This is a genomic window from Clostridiales bacterium, assembly GCA_017961515.1.
Classification (GTDB): domain Bacteria; phylum Bacillota; class Clostridia; order Acetivibrionales; family RGIG10202; genus RGIG10202.
On record JAGCXC010000031.1, the window covers coordinates 1 to 19,456 of the forward strand.

Genomic DNA, 19,456 nt, shown 5'->3' on the forward strand with positions numbered 1-19,456 from the left:
CTGGGAGAGCATCTGCCTTACAAGCAGGGGGTCATAGGTTCGAGCCCTATAGTGCCCACCATTTTGCTGGTGTAGCTCAGCAGGTAGAGCAGCTGACTTGTAATCAGCAGGTCGGGGGTTCAATTCCGTCCACCAGCTCCAAACTTAAACTGACGTGTTGGTGATTTATTATTGATGCGTTGGTTTTTTTTATCTATATCTTGATATAGATAAAGGTAAATATAACTTTTGATAATAGGGGGGACTTATTATGGATCTTAATTCCAATATGTCAAAACCGCTAAATTTAAGAGATATACCTTCTAATAATTTAAATTTACATGCTACAGGTAAGTTTCATAGTAAACCTATACGTAAGGTTCCCACTCTTAAGAGATCACATACTAGACATTTGTCTTTAGATAAAAACTTTAAGACTCCCGCTCCTTTTTCAAATGATTCACTCTTTGATAGAAATATATCTTTCGAGGATCTTTCTCATACAAAGGAAAGATCAACTATGTTAATGGACAAAACTCATCTTTTAGAAAACTCTATACATAATTTAAGACATATAGATAATCTTGATATTTCTTCAAATGTATCCCTTACACATAACGCTTTGTTATGCCTCAAAACTTTAGTTTCTCCAGTGGCTATATTTTTTCATGTGGGTAGATTTGCGATAACATCATTTAGTACAGCCCTTTCATTTGTCTCTGCTTTTGCTTTATCTGATGTAATCTTTTTTTATTTTTTAGATAATTTTTCTCTATCCTACTTTCGATATATTCTTCTTGGAATATCAGGAATAGTAGGAGTGTTTTCTATTAAAGGGGTTTTACAATCCGTACTTAATTTATTTCTTAGTGTATTTAAAGGAACTTACTCTTGGTACTTTAGTTTAGTAGATCCAGAATGCTCTTTTTTAAATTTTTTATTTGGTATAAACGATATGACATTAAATGATTCTTAAAAGGAGGATCTTTATATGCTACTTCTAGAAAATGAAAAAGGTAAACAAAAAACTAACGTTTTGCCTCTACCGAATTATGCAATAAAAAAAAATACACCCAACATTTACACACAAGATAATAGAAATCTCGCTTTTAGTAGTTATTGGCCTAATTTAGAAACTCCAAAAATAGAGAAAAACTTTAAGCTTTCTAAAAAACTTAAAAATAAAAAATATGACCCTAGGCAATTTGAACTAGAAATCACGCCTTCCGCTAGAAGATGTATTAAAGCACTACTCTCACCCATTGCCGTCGTTTCATATATATTACAAGAGTCTTCTATTGCTTTTAATAAAATATTAACTGCAACAATTTCTTTTCTTGTATTTAACCTATTAAACTTATTTACATCTGTCTGCTTCGGATCTTATGAAGTAAAACTTCCAATGATGTCTATTTGCTTGGTTGGTAGCATTATAGGTGCAAGAAGATTGATAAGATCTATTAAAAAAATCATAACTAGTATACCTTGTGGTATCTACACTTGCAGCAAAAATATTTCTTGCGACAAGTGCTCTATTCTCGACTTTATATGCGGTATAGACAAAAGCAAAAAAAATCTTTTACCACGTTTAGCTAAAAAATTCTCTCTATAAACTCTACTCTATAATTTGCATATCTAATTTTTTATACTGCTTCCCAGATATATTTAACGATACCACTAACAACATAACAGCTATCCAAAACATATACAACATTCTAAGACTGAAACCTATGTTTTCTGCAAAACTAAACAAAATTATCCCTGCTATTGCCGAAATATTTGCGATTATTATATTGTTCATTTTATTGTCTGTTTCTAATATCAATATTTTCAAAGCCCACTTTATTAACCTTAGTAGCATCCAAATCATAGACATTAAACCCAATAACCCTAATTCCAACCATATTTGCAAAAAGAATAAATGTGTATGTGATGGTGGACTATATTTTGAATATTGCGTAAACAATAGCTTAAATTTTTCTATATTTATACCTATTCCCAAAAACCAATTATCTTTTACAATCTTAAACGATGTACTCCATATATCAAATCTATATTTACTAGATGTATCTTTCCCCAAGGTTAATAATCTTTCCAGTACATTAGAAGGAATATACGGAATAGCAATAATCATTCCTATCAATACTAATGGAAACATCTTTCTATTTTTTAAAATTAAAAATGTACCTATAGCTACTATCGCAGAAACATATGCGGCTCTAGAATAAGTCAATGCTATATTACACAACGCAAGCGCACCTATAAGAGCAATTAATATTCTCTCTCTAGTATTATTAAATTCTAAAAATAACAACATGTAATATGGCAACACTAATACTAATACTCCCGCATATACATTAGGATTACCTAATGTAGAATACACTCTAGATAACATTAGTCCCATATTTAAATCTATCAATAAAGGATCTACTGGTATACCCAAAATAAATTGTATTACACCAAATACACATATCGAAACCGACATACCTACAATAAATTTTACAAATTTAATAAACGCATATTTATTCCTTATAGAATTAACAAGTATAAACCCAAATAAAAATATCGATACATAAAAAATTAAATATTTTATTGAATCTATACTAAATCTGGAATTAAACACAGCCAAAAGAACTGTCGCCATAAATACCAATATTGATACATCTATTTTATTTAAATTCATATTAAATCTTATATCTATCGTTGTCTTAACTAAATATACTAACACAGTAAATACTATAAATAATATATTATAAATATTATGCCACTTGCTCTCTGGTATTATCATCTGCAAACAAACAAACACACCCAACGCAAAAATTATATCCTTACTAATAAACGTAAGCATTTTAAAAAACTTACTTGCGTGCAACATCTCTTTTTTCTGATCATAAAAATTTCTGCAATACACGCTAAATCGACTTAGTACATCTTGTATATTCCCTAAGATTGCACTATACTTCGCGTAAAACGATGTTTTTTCATCCTTGCATATAAATCCTATGAACCTACTTTTCTTTATATCTTTTACCAGCCAATTGAAAAAAACACGAAACAAATTATATATTACACTACTCTCTAGCATGTACTTTAATGCATTTATAAATCTCAGTCCTAAATTTATCAGTATACTATCTGTCATTTTTATCCCCCTATTGGTTTTATTGAAGAAAACCTTCCCCAATACGCACTCTCTCCTATTTCCATCACCATATATTTACCTACTAAAAATAACTGCCCATCTATCCTTATTCCTGTATCTTCAAAATATCCTTCACCATCTATCACAACTTCAACTGAATTATAACCTTCCTTTGTTGTTTTCACATAATCACCTTGGAATGTTGTAGCATATGAAATAGAAGGCTCAACTTTATAACTTACTACTGTTCCAATATTCGACATCCATGCAGAATCCCTAACTTTTTTCCCTTCTTTTAGCGTATCTGCAACATAACTTGGCACTTCTTCTGCTACAAATGTTATTACTAACTTCTGATTTACTTTATTGGCACTATTACTTCTTTCCCTATTTACGTACTTATATATACCTATTATCCCCAATAAAATTACACAAATGAATATTAATACATCTATTACACTAACTCTCCCCAATATTCTTCCTTTTTCATCTATTATTCTCATTATTATTTCATCCTCCTCTTTAACTTTAACTATACGTTTTTCTCAACATCTCATCAATATTAAATATGTATTTTATTCTATCTTTTTCTTTTTTAGCAATATACTCTTTTATATTGCCATAATTATTATATATTTGCAATACCCTATTAGCCCCATCTTTTTTATTTCCATATTCAATTAAGTATTGGCTGTCCTCTCCTAAAATTTCAGCTGATCCACTTACATTAGTTGCTATAACCGGTACTCCACATGCCATTGCTTCGAGTATCGATATTCCCAACGCTTCATTTTTAGACGGGGATATATAAAGATGGGCCCCTTTTAATATGTTTTTTATATCACTTCTAAATCCCGTAAAAATTATAGCATCTAAAATATTTTTACTAGCCCCATAATCTTCCACTTCATGTCTTAATTCCCCATCACCTACTAATATAAATTTAAACTTATTTAGATTAATCCTGTTTTTTATCTCTTCTATTATGTCTAATAAATAAAAATATCCCTTTTCCTCATTAAACCTTGCTACAGTTACTACCTTAAATACATCCTCATTTATATTAAACTCTTCACCTATAGTTGATTTAATGTCTTGGCTCCAATAGCTATAATCAACTCCATTGTATACAACTTGTATCTTGTTTTTATCTATTCCTTCCTTTATCAAATTATCCTCAACCGACTTGCTAACCGCTATAATCTTCTTATTAAAACGTGTTAAAACTCTGTTTAGAATTTGTACATCTCTTCTGTTATGCCAATTCATGTGACATGTATTTATTATAAAAGCTTTATTCCCAAATATTTTAGATACTATGGCCACACAATTTTCTCTCAAAAAATGTGTGTGTATGATATCAATATTATTTTGTCTGCAAAAATTACTTATTTTTATTGCTGAAAATATATCTAACACATTTTTTATAGGAATAAGAACTATCTTTACTCCCAACATTTCAAGTTCTTTTTCACAACTGTTGTATGTTCTTTTGGACACACCTACAAAAAACTTAAATCCTTTATCTTTTAGGCCCTTAGCTAACGAAATTATATATCTTTCTGCTCCCCCGTTGTTAATAAAATTCATCAAATGTAATATTGATTTCAAAACACTATCCCCTCTTTTTTATTAATCTTGCAGGGTTCCCAGCAACAACTTCATTCTCCAAGACATCTTTTGTTACAACTGAACCTGCACCTACAACCGCACCCTTTCTTATATGAACTCCCTTTAATATAATTACTCTTGCTCCTATCCATACATCATCTTCTATAACTACTTTGTCTTTTGCGGTAGATCCTTGCTTTATCATTGGTACATTTATATCAGAATAATTGTGATTTTTAGTGTATATAATCACATCTGGTCCCATCATAACATCTTTACCTATCTCTATGGGGCCTGACAGTCTTGCATTTATCCCTATCCCTGAATTATCGCCTAAACAGATTTCACCCCCATTCCCAAAAAAAACTCCTCTTTCTATGTTAACATTTTTCCCACAACTTTTGAAAATTTTCTTACATAAAAAACCTCTTATTTTCCGGGATATTTTCAAAAATGGAAAATCTGATCCAGGTAGATGTTTCGCTATCAAGTAGTATAAGATCAAAGCTATCTTCCTCATAAGTTATAACCTTCTCCCTTATTAAAAATATATTGCTAACATAACAATCAAACCCCAAATAGCAATCGTAGCTAACAATGCTCTATCTGACAAAATTGTATCTTCTGGACTCCCGCCCTCATTTTTCCTATATACCAAATATTGATATCTAAATATTCCATATATAACAACTGGTATTGTAGATGTCATCATGTAAACATCATTATGTGAAAAAAACGTGTATAACGAATATGCTATCAATGTCATTGCGATAACCGCCGAAAGCATATTATCAATAAACTCTAGCGAATACTCATCTAAGTTTTCTCTAAATTTACATGCCTCACTACCCAAAATTAACATTTCATTCTTTCTTTTATTAAGTCCTAAGAATAACGCCAAAAATAAAGTACATATAAGTATCCATGGAGAAACATAAATATCTATAACCTCAGCTCCTGCTATAACTCTTAAAACAAATCCTATTGCTATAGACAAAACATCTACTATGACCATATGCTTTAAAAAACGTGAATATAAATAATTATTCAAAAAGTAAAGTATCATTACTACCCCAAAATTAACTTCCAAAAAAACACCCAATACTGTAGAAACTGGCAACAATATCGCAACTAGTATTAACGCATTCTTTTTGGATACCTCTCCACTTGCTATTGGTCTTAGCTTTTTTATAGGGTGCAGTACATCTTTTTCCATATCTTCTATGTCATTTAGTATATATACACATGATGTAAGCAAACAAAACAACGCTGCTGCAACTAACACTTTGATAACACTTATTCCATCAAATGCTTTTTGTGCAAACACGATAGGCGCAAAAATAAAAAGATTTTTTATCCATTGCCTTACCCTTAGTAACCTTCCAATCAAGTCTAATTTATTTTTCATTTTTCTGCCTCCATACTTATGTATCTTTTTTAAAAAACCTGCCTCTATTGTTTTTCTGTTATATCTCTCTTTGTTTTAGCACTTCATACATAACTACAGCCCCAGCCACTGATGCATTTAATGATGTTATCTCACCTTTCATTGGAATACTTAACAAAAAATCACACTTACTTGTTATTAACTTACCAATTCCCCTTCCTTCACTACCTATCACAATTGCAATTGGTCCTTTTAAGTTTGCCTCATAAAATTTGCTACTTCCACTTGCTTCTATTCCATAAACCCATACACCTTTTTCTTTTAGATAATCTATTGTATTGGCTATATTGGTCACTCTAGCAACTTTAACATACTCTATAGCTCCAGCAGATGCCTTGGATACAATAGCCGACGCTGCAACCGATCTTCTTTTAGGTACAATAACCCCATGTGCACCTACTGCATTTGCAGTCCTTAGTATTGCGCCAAAGTTATGTGGATCTTCTATTTCATCTAGTATAATCACAAATGGAGCTTCCCCTTTTCCCTTTGCCTCTTCTAGTATATCACTAACATCCACATACTCTATTGGTGACACAAAAGCAATAACTCCTTGATGAGCTCCTGTATCAGAAAGGGAATCCAATTTTTGCTTCAATACCTCTTGCAAAATCACCTTTTTCTCTTTTGCAAGCGCTATTATCTTTTTCACTGAGCCCTCTCTGTCCCCTTTTGCCACTAATATCTTATTGATAGTCCTATTTGATTTTAGAGCCTCCAATACCGAATTTCTGCCTTCTATCTTGTCCTCTAGTACATCTTTTTTATCTCTCAACTTTTCTCTACATCCTTTAACATTTTTTTATCTACTATATCTATAGCCCTCTCTACTATCTCTTCTAACCTATCTTTATTATTGTTTAAATATAAATACCCTATAAGCGCCTCAAAACCTGTTGCATATCTATAATCAGATACCTTCGCATTTTTAGGAATAGTCGCTGACTTAGCATTCCTTCCCCTTTTTACCACCTCTAACTCATCTTGTGCTAACTCCTCCAAAAGTTCATGTAATATGAAAGACTGCTCTGAAGCTTTTACGTATTTTATACTTAACACATGTAACTTATGCACAGATACTTTCTTTCTCTTAATAAGCATCTCCCTTATATATACCTCATACACAGCATCTCCCATATATGCCAATATCAACGGCTGATACGAACTTGCATCTACATTATCTTTACTTATATCAATCATATTTTTATTTATACCTTCTTCCATTTTACTCCATTTGGAGTATCCTCTAAAACTATTCCTTTCATCTTAAGTTCATCTCTTATTCTATCTGCCGTATTCCAATCCTTATTAGCCCTTGCTTCTTGTCTCTTATTTATTAAATCCTCTATTTCTTTTTCTAGGCCTTCATCCTTATCCTTCAATATTCTAAGCACATTACACAATTCTTGTATATTATCTTTTACTAGTGACAATTCTTCTTTTGTATACGTTTTATATACCACGAATTTATTATTCGCAATACGCACCATGTCAAATATAGCAGATATTGCATCTGCTGTATTCAAATCGTCATCCATAGCCACTATAAACTGATTCTTTTTTTCTTCTATGGACTTTTCAAATTGAGTATCTTTTCCTTTTTCTGGCACATCACTATTAGATAAAAGATAATTTATATTATCTAAGCAATTATCTATTCTCTCTAAACTATTCTTAGCTGACTCCAATAGCTCAAAACTAAAATTTATCGGATTTCTGTAATGCGAACTAATCATAAAAAACCTTACCACTCTGTAATCAAAGTGCTTTACTATGTCTCTCACTGTAAAAAAGTTCCCCAATGACTTTGACATTTTCTCATTGTTAACATTTATAAAACCATTGTGTAACCAGTAATTTGCAAAAGGCTTCCCATGCGCCGCTTCACTCTGAGCTATCTCATTCTCATGATGTGGAAAAATCAAATCCTGCCCACCACTATGTATATCTATTGTCTCTCCTAAAAACCTATTCGCCATAGCTGAACATTCTATATGCCAACCCGGTCTTCCTTCTCCCCAAGGGCTCTCCCAAAAAGGCTCCCCTGGTTTTTTAGCTTTCCATAATACAAAATCAGTCGGATCCTCTTTTCTCTCATCCACTGATACTCTATTTCCAACTTCCAAATCATTTATATCCTGATGTGACAACTTTCCATAACCCTCAAATTTTCTGGTTTTAAAGTAAACATCTCCACTAACAACGTATGTATATCCTCGCTCTTCTAATTTCTTTATTAAACCGATTATCTCCTCTATATTCTCTGTAGCCTTAGGGTGCACACTTGCCTCTCTTATTCCCAAACCCTTTGCATCAATAAAATACTCCTCTATATACTTTTTTGCAACATTCTCTACTGTTGTATTTTCTTCCTTGGCCTTATTTATCAACTTATCATCTATATCTGTAAAATTCTGAACAAATTTCACTTCATATCCTCTATACTCTAAATAATTCCTTAAAGTATCAAATATTATAAAAGGTCTTGCGTTACCTATATGAAAATAATTGTATACTGTAGGCCCACACGAATACATAGTCACCTTGTTTGGCTCAATTGACTTAAACTCCTCTTTTTTCCTTGTTAACGAATTAAATAACTTCATTCCACTACCCCCAAATATTCATACATACACATAATATGTTACACACACAAAAATTCTACTAGCCGCAGCAATACTTACCTAGAGTACTGCAAGGTATAATAACCTTATTTAAAAAATTGGAGCCCCCAACCAGAATCGAACTGGTGACCTCATCCTTACCATGGATGCGCTCTACCTACTGAGCCATGAGGGCAACACAAACAAATCTATTCCAAACACAAACTATATTATTTACATTAACATGTAGTTTAACAAAAGTCAAGGTGTCTACAAGATAAAATAGGAATTTTTTAGATATCTTAAATCAAAAAAGTCATTTACATTAATTGGGCGCAACATCTTGTGCTTTTGTTAAAAAAATGTATGGCCTAGATATAGCTATAGCTAAATTACTCGGTTTTATAACTGAAACTAATGGTACTATTAGCTTAACTTTAAAAAGAGCTTTTTATTATCATTATTACGAAAATTTTTGCACCTTAGCTTATATAGATAAAATGTGAGGAATTATGAGGAAAGAAGCTTTCCCTCATAAATAAATATAAAATACGGGGCATTAGAATAGCAAATGCCTTAACATATGAAGTAAAAACTCATGGGCTTATAAGGTTTGTTTGTACTTGTTTTAAGCACATTTGTGCTATCGGGAAAAAACAACTATTTACATAAGTAGTGCAAAAAAAACCCTTAAGCTTCAATGCCTTAGAATTTTATGAGAAAAATTTGAGGTGTAGGTAGAAGAGGATGTCACTTATTTTTACCTGTCTTCTTACTTCTTTTCTTATTTTTTTTCTTTTTTTCTTCCTCATTAACTGTCTCCATCTTAGGCAATATTTTCGACCTTTGTTCAAATCTAGCTTTATCCTCAAGAAATCTCTTTAATATATCCACTACATTATCATGCCCTAATAACTTTGCTATAACCATTGGTGTAAACCCTCTTCTATTTTTTTGATTTATATCTGCCCCTGCTTTCACTAATAATTCTACTACTCCTTCATATCCTTTCTGACAAGCTATATAAAGTGGTGTAACCCCATTATTATTGCTCTTATTTAAATCCGATCCAGCCTCTATTAATTTACTAACTATTTTGGAATTTCCATTTTGACTCGCTATATATAGCGGTGTTATTCCATCATCACTAGCAATATTTACATCAGCTCCTGCTTCTATTAACATACACGTTATATCCAACCAACCATTTTGACTTGCTATATAAAGTGGTGTAACTCCATCAAATGCAGCTTTATTTATGTCCACTCCTAACTTAATTAAACTTCTTGTTACTTTTGTTTGTCCTTCTTGACACGCTATAAGTAAAGGAGTTTCTCCCATTTGAGTGGCTACATTCTTGTCTGCTCCACCTTCTATTAATGCACAAACTATAGAATTATACCCTTTTTGACAAGCTATATACAATGGCGTAAGCCCCATTTTATTTGCTTTATTCAAATTTGCTCCTGCTAATATCAAATCATCAACCATCTCCCTATAACCTAGTTGACATGCTACATATAATGGTGTAAACCCATCTTTATCCGCCTTATTTATATTTGCTCCAGCTCTTATTAAACAATTCAATATTTTCCTATGATCTTTGTATATTTTTGTGGGTGCAGTTATCTGCATTCTCAATATTTCTGCTCCTATATCCCCTCCCATGCTCGCTATAAATGCTGGTGTAAACCCTAATTCACTTCTTTTATCTATATCCGCATGAGCTTCTACTAGCATATTCACAATATCTAAATCTCCATTCCAAACTGCCATATGCAATAGACATTCTCCTTGGATATTTAAGTTGTTTAAGTAATCTTTAGCATTTAGTTCTCTACTTTTATCTATTATTTTTTTTATTATATCTTTGTCCCATCCAGAATATGCATAATACATTGATAAATTATCCATAGCTTCTAAATCCTCTTTATTCTTAACCATCTTTAAAATTTTGTCTACCTGGCCCAAATCTTTTTCTCTACATGCCTTTCTCATTTTTTCTCTCAATTCAATCATAAAAATTACCTCCTGCACTCATTCCCTTTAATTTTTTGTTCATTTTTTTTAGTCTTTGTACACTCCTACCTTTAAATATTTTTCTGTATTTTTTTAAAATACTCCTTTTAAGGTATTATATTACAAAACACTCTCGAAGTAAATCTTCTATATAGAAGAATAAGACAGAACAAGAAAGTGGTTTTTTATACGCAAATATAGATACAAAAATCAAGAAGTAAAAAAATAAGAAATAAAAGCATGAAAATATTAAATACCTTAACATAAAAGGGAATGAACCGTAAAGCTACAAGGGGGTAAATTAAATCTTAATCTTAATATTAGTACTACATCACAGAAAGTCTCGTTGGTGCAAAAAGGATTTTAGCTCAATATTGAGAATTTCAAAAATTTGAGATATATGTAGATGGATGATACCACAAAATTTATATATATTTGTATTTTATATAGCATATATTTAAAAATAAATACTTAAAACGAGGTTTTTTTATGTTTGATAGAGACAACTCCCAATTTTTATTTAAATTATTTAATAACGATACTTGGAATTTTTTTGTAGATAATAATAAAAACTTATGCTATTCTTCGCTCAATAAAAAAAAGCAATGGAGTAAACCTACGATAATAAAAACTAACATATACCCTTCTTTTTATGCAGATATAGACAACAAAAATTCCTTTCATCTGATTTATCAAAATATAAAAGGAGATATTTTTTATACATTAATAAACTCCAAATCCATAAAAACAATTCAAATACTAAAATCGAAAACACCTTCAACTTACAATAAACATCTTCGTTTAATTCCGCTAAATGATAGTATACACTTTTTTTATATACTACACTATAAAAATTCCCTTATACTATCACACCAAATATTAAAAAACGCCACTTTATCAAATCCCCAAATACTTGCTTCATCATCTAAAAATCTTTATCCTTACTCTGTTTTTGTTGACAGCTTAGGGAATATATCTTTGTATTACTGCTTTTTTGATGGCAAGTTTTATCAACTAGGTTACAAAATATATTCCCCTTTTGAATCTATGTGGACCAAGTTTTCTCAAGTTACAAACTCTAACTCTGATATTCAATTATTAGATGCACTAGTTGATAACAATAATATCACACATATACTCTACATAGAAAAGAAATTCAATACCATATATTATTCAAACAGCAATTCCTCAATATTTAAATGCCCAATCGTCAATATTTCTGATGCAAATTTGTTGATTTTAGCAGATACAATATTTATATTTTGGATAAAAAAAGATATCATACACTTCATTAAATCACAAGATAATGGTCTCTCTTGGTCTACTATAAATGAATACTCTATGAACGGAGAATTATCCTGTGTTAAATTTAAGTCTAATGCTAAAAAAAATCATATCTTTTCAAATGTCATACCCGCTACATTTTTAAATGGATATACACTAGTATCTTTTAATGAACTTACACTTGATCACACTAATGTAAGTGCAATATCTACAAATGATTTTAAAACTATTGTTTTGGATAGTTTAAATCTTTTGAAAAATAAATTTGAATCATTAAATTCCGAAGTGTCTGAGCTAAAATCTATGTATAAATCACTTAACGCACAATATACTAATTTAAAAAATAATTCCATTAAAAATGTTCCTCGACTAAACTTACAACAACCTAGTATATTAGATGCTGAAACTGAATATCAAAATTTTTTAAAAGAATTAAAAAATTCTTACGGACATATAAATACTCCAAATTATTCTCCTTATACAAAAATTAGTCCTCACAAAAAACGTAAACTCTACTCTTTAAAAAAAATATTGGGAAAAACATTTAAAAAGGTCTTAAACTAATAAGTTTAAGACCCAAACCAGAATGCCGTTTACCTATATTTTGACACCTAGCCCCGGCTAGGTGGGTGTCCTGTTAAAAGCTTAAATCTTCCACTGCCGTTTAATTTGCCTCATGTACAAATTTCGGAATTATCTTGTGGCCTGATCCTATACTAGTAAACTTCCGAACTCCCTTATTATAAATGTAGGTTCAAAATAATAGGCCTCCGTACATCCCAGTAATCTTTGATTACTCTCATTATAACATCTTTATTCCTTTTTAACAATTTTCAAAAACTATTTTAGCACATCTTACCTCTTGTTTCCTAATGATATCTCTTTATTTATCCTACTTTTTAGATATATCATCTAATCTTAGTATACTCATTTTTTCCATTTTTTATACCAATTTTATATACTTCTCTTATACCTATTTTAGAATTTTTACTTTCTAAAATAATTTTATCCATATCAGATAGTTCAAACTTTATACATTGCCCACACCCATTCTTGGCTATCTGACACGGTATAGGAACAATTTCACACTTAATATTTTTTTCTTCTAACACCCTGGCTAAATTATATGCATAGTTCCCTGAATCAAATATTGCTAATCCGTACATAACATGCACCACTTATCGTTTTTGTTACATGATATTCACAAAACTTTTATTTTGCTACTCCTATTCCATTTTCTCTCGCATAATAAAATAAATACTGTTGTGCATAACCCGCATATTCTCCAAAATATTCACTAGCAAAGGTCTGTATTTCAGATAATGTTGCCTCTCTTTTAAAATATAACTCTTCCATAACTCGTTTTACCCAAACATCTGTTGGGAATACATCCCTTTTAATACCACTAAACAATAATATACAATCTGCAACTTTCGGTCCCACTCCAGGAAAACTTTGCAAAATTTTACGCGCATCCTTTGTTTTTTTATACTCCAACGTCTTTAAGTACATTTCCTCCATCTCGATCTCGGCACTGTTTTGTATATACTTACATCTAAAACCTGCTTTTATTTTCTCCAAATCTTCTAATTTTGCACAAGCTATACTCTGTAATCTCGGGAATGTATAATATTCTTTACCATTGTAAAATATCTTCCTACCAAACTTCTGTGACAAAAGCTCTATTGAATTCGATATCCTGCTAATCTTATTATTTGCAGATATTATAAACGATATCAATAGCTCTTTTTTACTCTGATTCAATAATCTTATCCCGCTTCCGAATTCAATTGCTTTTTTCATTACATCATCTTTGCATACACATCTTTTTATTTCTTCGTAGTCCCTACTCAAATCAAAATATTCATACCATATGCTTTTGAAATCTTCTACATTAGTATTGTTTATCTCTAATATATTATCTCTACTCTTTATATTAATCACTTTGTTAAAAGCAACTCCGGTATAACTACCATCTTTTTCTTCATGCCACCTAAAACATTGACCACACCCAAATATATGTTTCAAATTAAAATCTTTTACATCTTCTATTATAACCTTGTTTTCTTGACTTAAAATTTTAAATCTCACTACTTTTTCCCTCTCTTTTTTTTGTCATTACCAAACTTTTTGCCAATATGTCTAATCTTTTTATATTGAGATCCGTCAAATGCTCTATCTCTTCTTTTATCTCTATCTGTGCTCTACGAAGTACTTCCTTTATTATACAGCCATAAATTAAAATACAATCCATATCCATATAAATTCCACTTACATCTTTTTCAACCCTAAAACGCGAGATTTTCTTTATCCCCGGAATTTTTGAAACAACAAATTGTGCTATCTGATAAAGTGTATAGTCAGATATTGTGTATTTACCCAAATAGCTAAATGTAGGCCTCACAACTGATTTCTCATCTACAACCTGATAACTTCCTCTCTTCTTAAAAATCTGCAACGGATCCAAAAAATATCCCGAAAACTCTTTTTTTATCTCTAGCGTTGGAACAGGTATAACATGTTTCCCTTGTTCTTTTCTTATAGCTAATGCTTGTGATATCTCATATTTGCTTGCAATATCTGTTATATAAATTTTCTTTTCTACTTTAGGTAATTCTAATCTTTTAGCGATAGTATCAACCATACCATCCGACGTACCTAGTATTAATATTGACTTTGGATTGACTTCCTGTATGATTTTTTTCATTTCTTCCGCATCTTCATCTTTAGTAAACAAAGCCTTCTTTATTGAACCTACTTTTGTCAACTCTTTTTTGGCCGACTCTCCCCCTAATATAGTTGCGCCCCTTATTAATAATCCATCATCAATAATGCAATCTATATTTTTTTTATTAGCAAGCCAAGTTGCTCTATAACTTTTTCCTGATCCACTTTCTCCAACAAATCCTATTACTTTCAAATAAATCTCCACCATTTACATCAATTTATTGTACGCTTTTATAGAATACTTCAAATATTTCATTATTCTCAACTCATCCACTGCATCCTCTAGTGCATTGTGCACTTCTTTATAGTCATCTTCTCCAAACATTCTAATTATATTTTCTACGCCATATCCACTCTTTAGTCTACCGGTTTTACAAAAATTTGCATCATCTGGAATAGACGGATTATAATCCCTATACGCAGCTTTTTTTAAAATATCATGCCATTCAAAATCTCTTAACTCCGGCAAACAACGCCAATCAAAAGATGCATTATATGCAAATATCAACTTAACTTCATTTTCTTTAAGGTACTCTATCAGGCGATTTATTGCATTTGCTCTTTTCCCTATTTCCACCTTTTGGCCTTCAATATATAAAGCCTTAGAAAAAAGCCCTCCTACTTCAGCCGCCTCTTTTATAACTATATATTTTGTGTCTATTACTTCAAATTCTTTATCTTCTGCTATAACTGCCCCAATAGACATAACTTCATTGTGCCAATTAGTTTCCGTATCTATGACTGCAAATTTTTCTCCCATTCGTGATTCCCCTTAAATTTTCTTCTGTCCTCATTAATCTCTTATATCTCATATAGGAAGCCCCACTATACATTTACAGTGGGATCCTATTTCTTAAGAATTTACCTTTGCTTCATAGTTGGGAACAGTAATATGTCTCTTATGGACGCCGAATTAGTCAACAAAATCACTAGTCTATCTATTCCTATTCCAAGTCCTCCTGTTGGTGGCAATCCGTACTCTAATGCTGTTACATAATCATCATCCATCATATTAGCCTCTTCGTCTCCAGCTTCTCTTTTTCTAACCTGATCCAAAAATCTTTCTTTTTGATCTATCGGATCATTAAGCTCCGAGTAAGCATTAGCCATTTCTCTTCCTGTTATAAATAATTCAAATCTCTCAGTCAACTCTGGCTTATCTGGCTTTCTCTTAGTAAGTGGAGAAATCTCAACAGGATAATCTATAATAAACGTAGGTTGTATTAAATTCTCCTCAACAAACTCCTCAAACATTAAATTCAAAATTTCTCCCCTTGTAGCATTATCTTCTACTTCTACGTTCTTACTACGTGCAGCTTTTACTGCTTCCTCATCTGATTTTATCTCACCAAAATCTATACCTGAATATTTCTTCACTGCATCTATCATTGTGATCTTGTTCCAAGGCGGAGTTAAATCTATCTCTTGTCCTTGGTATTCAATCTTAGTTGTACCTAAAACATCCTTAGCTATGGTAGATATCATATCCTCTGTAAGCCTCATCATCTCTTTGTAATCAGCATACGCTTGATATACTTCCATCATAGTGAATTCTGGATTATGTTTAACTGACATTCCTTCGTTTCTAAACATTCTCCCTAGCTCATATACTCTTTCTAAGCCACCCACTATAAGCCTTTTTAAATACAACTCTGGAGCTATTCTCAAATACAAATCCATATCCAAAGTATTATGATGAGTAATAAATGGTCTTGCTGCAGCTCCACCAGCTATTGTATTTAATATTGGTGTCTCTACCTCCAAAAATCCCCTGTCATCTAAATACTTTCTTATTCCACTAATTATTTTTCCTCTTGTTAAAAATGTCTTCCTCACATCTGGATTAACTATTAAATCCACATACCTTTGTCTATATCTTAACTCTACATCCTTTAACCCATGCCACTTTTCAGGCAAAATCTGTAAAGATTTAGACAAAAGCACAACTTCTGTAGCTCTTACCGAAATTTCTCCTTTGTGAGTTTTAAACACAACTCCCTTGATTCCTAATATGTCACCAATATCATATTTTTTAAAATCTTCATATTGATCACTTCCTATAGCATCAAGCTTTACATATACCTGTATTCTTCCCTCTTTATCTTGAATATCACAGAAACTAGCTTTGCCCATTCCTCTCTTAGACATCATCCTCCCCGCTATAGATACTTCTTTTCCCTCAAACGAATCAAAGTTATCTATTATCTCCTTAGAATGATTTGCCTGATCAAACTTAACTATTTTAAATGGATCTTTTCCTTCTGCCTGCAAGTCAGCTAGCTTTTGTCTTTTAATTTTTAATAAGTCGTTTATCTCTTGTCCTTCCATCATCCATACCTCCAATCTGAAAATTTCTTTTCCCACGCTCGTTCAAAATATTCTTTTATTTTTTAATATCTAATATCTTGTATTTAACTATTCCGACAGGAACTTCAACCTCAACTATATCTCCCACTTTTCTTCCTATAACTGCAGCACCCACAGGAGACTCATTAGAAATTTTGCTATCATCAGGATTCGCCTCTGTAGATCCAACTATTAAGTACTCTACTTCTTCATCAAATTCCATATCCAACATTTTTACCTTGGATCCAACACTAACTACATCTGTAGTAACTTCATCTTCATCTATTACTTGAGCATTTTTAAGTAGCTTTTCAAGTTGCATAATCCTTGTCTCAACCTGAGCTTGTTCGTTTTTTGCCTCATCATACTCTGAATTTTCAGATAAATCTCCAAATGATAACGCTTGTTTTATACGCTCTGCAACTTCTCTTCTCTTTTGTCCTTTTAAATAATCTAACTCATCCTCAACTTTTTTCAATCCTTCGCAAGTTAAAACTACTTTCTTATCTGTCATATTTATTGACCCCCTATTCTCAAACAAATCTCTTGTTTTTCTTATCTTATTGCCTTTAATATATCATCATTTTTATTTATAATTACTAATGTACTTTTATTATCATTCAAAGCTATATAACAATTATCCTGAGATTTACAAGACATAGCCTCTATAACTTTCCTACTAGCTTTCTTGTACTTTTTATATTCATTATCACTAACACTTCCAACATGTACAACATTAGACTTTTTTATCGTTACCAGCTTTTTTCTTTTTCTCTTACCCATTATTTTATCTATGTCCAGCTCATCATTTACAAGTATGTATTCAAATTCTATATATCTGTACACTATTATATAATATATAGCCACAAAACTTAACACAAACACAAACGGCGCAAACATAAAAATAAACGAATTCACGCCCACCCCAAATACACTTGTAACAAGTATAACGGCTATGCATAAAATCGTACTAGCTTTATCTTTTAAGGTTAACTCTTTTTTCACCAAGATCTCGTAAAATAATTCCACTTGAAACTTTCACTCCTATATCATTGGCGGAGAAGGTGGGATTCGAACCCACGGACGATCCTGAAACCGTCAACTGATTTCGAGTCAGCCCCGTTATGACCACTTCGATACTTCTCCACATATTTTTTTTGATAATCTTAACTGTTTAAAAAACTTTTTTAAAATATTAGAACTTAAATCTTCTAACAACCCTATCTCATAATCTACTCTGTGATTCAACCTTGTTTCATCTAACACATTAAAAACCGAGTCAACTGCACCAGCTTTCAAATCTCTAGCGCCTATATAAACCTTTCTGACTCTCGCCAGTACTAGCGCTCCAGCGCACATTAAACATGGTTCCAACGTGACATACATATCACAATCATTAAGTCTCCAATCCCCCAATACATCACACGCCTTATGTATAGATAAAACCTCAGCATGACCCACCGGATCTTTATTTAACTCTTTATTGTTGTGTGCTCTAGCTATAATTTCCTTATCCTTGACTATAACGGCTCCTACAGGGCACTCTCCAAGATTATAAGCGCACATTGCTTCTAAATATGCTTCAAACATAAACCACTCGTGCGTCCCTTTCTCAAAACTATTCACACAATCCATCATAAAAACACAACTCTTCTAATATTTTATGGTGCGCCCAAGAGGATTCGAACCTCCGGCCTGCGGTTTAGGAAACCGACGCTCTATCCTGCTGAGCTATGGGCGCATAAAAAACATGGCCTCCAAAACTAACCAGTTCATATTATATTGCCTTTTATCACATGTGTCAAGTAAAAATGAAGTAATTTTTTTATTTTTATGATTGAAATATGATAATGTCCTAAAATAAATTATTCTCCCATATACTAAATATCATTTTAACCAAAGAAAGATAAAAATAACCTACTACACAATACACTGCGTAGAAGGTTTAAACCTTATTATAAATTCAACCTACCAAATTAAAAAGCATAACCTTTTTGTCGTTCTTCTATTGCATCTAAATATATATTCATAAAAAGGTTATCATTTTTATTTTCAAGTATCTTTAATGCTGTCATTCCTTTTTTGTCTTCTATTTTTTCCTTTGCACCTATTTTTATCAATTCCTTTATTATTGTCGCATTTTTATTTTCGCACGCTTATCATTAATGGTGTACTACCATCTTCATCTCTCACATTTACATCACAACCCATTTTTAATAAGCTTAATATGGTATCATCATTTGTATTCTTCTTACATTCCTCTAATAATGAAGAACTTGCTCCTACAGTAAAAGCATC

21 protein-coding genes, 4 tRNA genes and 1 other RNA gene are annotated in these 19,456 nt (G+C 31.6%); 4 read left to right on the forward strand and 22 right to left on the reverse strand.

The annotated features are described in order from the left end of the window. Window positions 1–65 precede the first annotated feature (65 nt). From J6Y29_01995 to J6Y29_02005, 3 genes are all read left to right on the forward strand, one after another. Window positions 66–141 (forward strand) — tRNA-Thr (locus tag J6Y29_01995). Window positions 142–250: 109 nt separating this feature from the next. Further along, the gene (locus J6Y29_02000) at window positions 251–955 is read left to right on the forward strand and encodes a hypothetical protein (protein MBP5426662.1); all 705 of its coding nucleotides are present in this window, start codon (window positions 251–253) and stop codon (window positions 953–955) included. A 15-nt stretch (window positions 956–970) separates the two neighbouring features. After that, complete coding sequence (locus J6Y29_02005; GenBank protein ID MBP5426663.1) at window positions 971–1,591, forward strand: hypothetical protein; 621 nt, start codon at window positions 971–973, stop codon at window positions 1,589–1,591. A 3-nt stretch (window positions 1,592–1,594) separates the two neighbouring features. Here the strand turns inward: J6Y29_02005 and J6Y29_02010 are convergent, their stop codons facing one another. The 10 genes from J6Y29_02010 to J6Y29_02055 form a co-directional block, all read right to left on the reverse strand. Continuing rightward, window positions 1,595–3,121: an O-antigen ligase family protein gene (locus J6Y29_02010; protein ID MBP5426664.1), complete on the reverse strand. Its 1,527-nt coding sequence runs from the start codon at window positions 3,119–3,121 to the stop codon at window positions 1,595–1,597. Between the two features lie 2 nt (window positions 3,122–3,123). Further along, window positions 3,124–3,624, reverse strand: a complete 501-nt coding sequence (locus J6Y29_02015) for a DUF4330 domain-containing protein (GenBank protein MBP5426665.1) — start codon at window positions 3,622–3,624, stop codon at window positions 3,124–3,126. Window positions 3,625–3,649: 25 nt separating this feature from the next. Further along, entirely contained in the window at window positions 3,650–4,732 is a 1,083-nt protein-coding gene (locus tag J6Y29_02020; protein ID MBP5426666.1) for a glycosyltransferase, read from the reverse strand. Between the two features lie 4 nt (window positions 4,733–4,736). Further along, entirely contained in the window at window positions 4,737–5,252 is a 516-nt protein-coding gene (locus J6Y29_02025) for an acyltransferase (protein MBP5426667.1), read from the reverse strand. Between the two features lie 21 nt (window positions 5,253–5,273). Further along, window positions 5,274–6,140, reverse strand: coding sequence for a decaprenyl-phosphate phosphoribosyltransferase (locus tag J6Y29_02030; protein ID MBP5426668.1), 867 nt, complete (start codon window positions 6,138–6,140; stop codon window positions 5,274–5,276). 58 nt (window positions 6,141–6,198) lie between these two features. Next, entirely contained in the window at window positions 6,199–6,954 is a 756-nt protein-coding gene (gene rlmB / locus J6Y29_02035; GenBank protein MBP5426669.1) for a 23S rRNA (guanosine(2251)-2'-O)-methyltransferase RlmB, read from the reverse strand. Beyond that, on the reverse strand, window positions 6,951–7,403 hold the full coding sequence (locus J6Y29_02040; GenBank protein MBP5426670.1) for a Mini-ribonuclease 3: 453 nt from the start codon (window positions 7,401–7,403) through the stop codon (window positions 6,951–6,953). Before J6Y29_02040 ends, rlmB begins: the two co-directional genes overlap by 4 nt. Beyond that, a complete protein-coding gene (locus tag J6Y29_02045; protein MBP5426671.1) occupies window positions 7,388–8,785 on the reverse strand; it encodes a cysteine--tRNA ligase in 1,398 nt (465 codons plus the stop codon). Before J6Y29_02045 ends, J6Y29_02040 begins: the two co-directional genes overlap by 16 nt. Window positions 8,786–8,902: 117 nt before the next feature. Then, window positions 8,903–8,978 (reverse strand) — tRNA-Thr (locus tag J6Y29_02050). Window positions 8,979–9,532: 554 nt separating this feature from the next. Then, complete coding sequence (locus J6Y29_02055; protein ID MBP5426672.1) at window positions 9,533–10,801, reverse strand: ankyrin repeat domain-containing protein; 1,269 nt, start codon at window positions 10,799–10,801, stop codon at window positions 9,533–9,535. 489 nt (window positions 10,802–11,290) lie between these two features. On the opposite strand from J6Y29_02055, the gene J6Y29_02060 reads away from it, so the two are divergent. After that, window positions 11,291–12,649 (forward strand): hypothetical protein, encoded by a 1,359-nt coding sequence (locus J6Y29_02060; GenBank protein ID MBP5426673.1) that lies wholly within the window; start codon window positions 11,291–11,293, stop codon window positions 12,647–12,649. Between the two features lie 10 nt (window positions 12,650–12,659). On the opposite strand, the gene ssrS is transcribed toward J6Y29_02060, so the two are convergent. The 12 genes from ssrS to J6Y29_02120 form a co-directional block, all read right to left on the reverse strand. Then, window positions 12,660–12,874, reverse strand: a non-coding RNA gene (gene ssrS, locus J6Y29_02065) — 6S RNA. A 119-nt stretch (window positions 12,875–12,993) separates the two neighbouring features. Continuing rightward, window positions 12,994–13,251: a DUF3343 domain-containing protein gene (locus J6Y29_02070; protein ID MBP5426674.1), complete on the reverse strand. Its 258-nt coding sequence runs from the start codon at window positions 13,249–13,251 to the stop codon at window positions 12,994–12,996. A 46-nt stretch (window positions 13,252–13,297) separates the two neighbouring features. Further along, window positions 13,298–14,176: an 8-oxoguanine DNA glycosylase gene (locus J6Y29_02075; GenBank protein MBP5426675.1), complete on the reverse strand. Its 879-nt coding sequence runs from the start codon at window positions 14,174–14,176 to the stop codon at window positions 13,298–13,300. Further along, entirely contained in the window at window positions 14,166–15,005 is an 840-nt protein-coding gene (locus J6Y29_02080; GenBank protein MBP5426676.1) for an Asp23/Gls24 family envelope stress response protein, read from the reverse strand. The genes J6Y29_02075 and J6Y29_02080 overlap by 11 nt, the downstream gene beginning before the upstream one ends. Window positions 15,006–15,020: 15 nt before the next feature. Continuing rightward, on the reverse strand, window positions 15,021–15,572 hold the full coding sequence (locus tag J6Y29_02085) for a hypothetical protein (protein MBP5426677.1): 552 nt from the start codon (window positions 15,570–15,572) through the stop codon (window positions 15,021–15,023). 101 nt (window positions 15,573–15,673) lie between these two features. Beyond that, complete coding sequence (gene lysS, locus J6Y29_02090; protein ID MBP5426678.1) at window positions 15,674–17,140, reverse strand: lysine--tRNA ligase; 1,467 nt, start codon at window positions 17,138–17,140, stop codon at window positions 15,674–15,676. Between the two features lie 55 nt (window positions 17,141–17,195). Beyond that, window positions 17,196–17,672: a transcription elongation factor GreA gene (gene greA / locus J6Y29_02095; GenBank protein MBP5426679.1), complete on the reverse strand. Its 477-nt coding sequence runs from the start codon at window positions 17,670–17,672 to the stop codon at window positions 17,196–17,198. A gap of 41 nt (window positions 17,673–17,713) precedes the next feature. Continuing rightward, window positions 17,714–18,187, reverse strand: a complete 474-nt coding sequence (locus J6Y29_02100; GenBank protein ID MBP5426680.1) for a hypothetical protein — start codon at window positions 18,185–18,187, stop codon at window positions 17,714–17,716. A gap of 24 nt (window positions 18,188–18,211) precedes the next feature. After that, window positions 18,212–18,304: transfer RNA gene (locus J6Y29_02105), tRNA-Ser, on the reverse strand. Further along, on the reverse strand, window positions 18,281–18,793 hold the full coding sequence (locus J6Y29_02110) for a nucleoside deaminase (GenBank protein ID MBP5426681.1): 513 nt from the start codon (window positions 18,791–18,793) through the stop codon (window positions 18,281–18,283). Before J6Y29_02110 ends, J6Y29_02105 begins: the two co-directional genes overlap by 24 nt. A gap of 29 nt (window positions 18,794–18,822) precedes the next feature. Then, a tRNA-Arg gene (locus tag J6Y29_02115) sits at window positions 18,823–18,899 on the reverse strand. Window positions 18,900–19,134: 235 nt separating this feature from the next. Further along, the gene (locus J6Y29_02120; GenBank protein ID MBP5426682.1) at window positions 19,135–19,278 is read right to left on the reverse strand and encodes a hypothetical protein; all 144 of its coding nucleotides are present in this window, start codon (window positions 19,276–19,278) and stop codon (window positions 19,135–19,137) included. Window positions 19,279–19,456 lie beyond the last annotated feature (178 nt).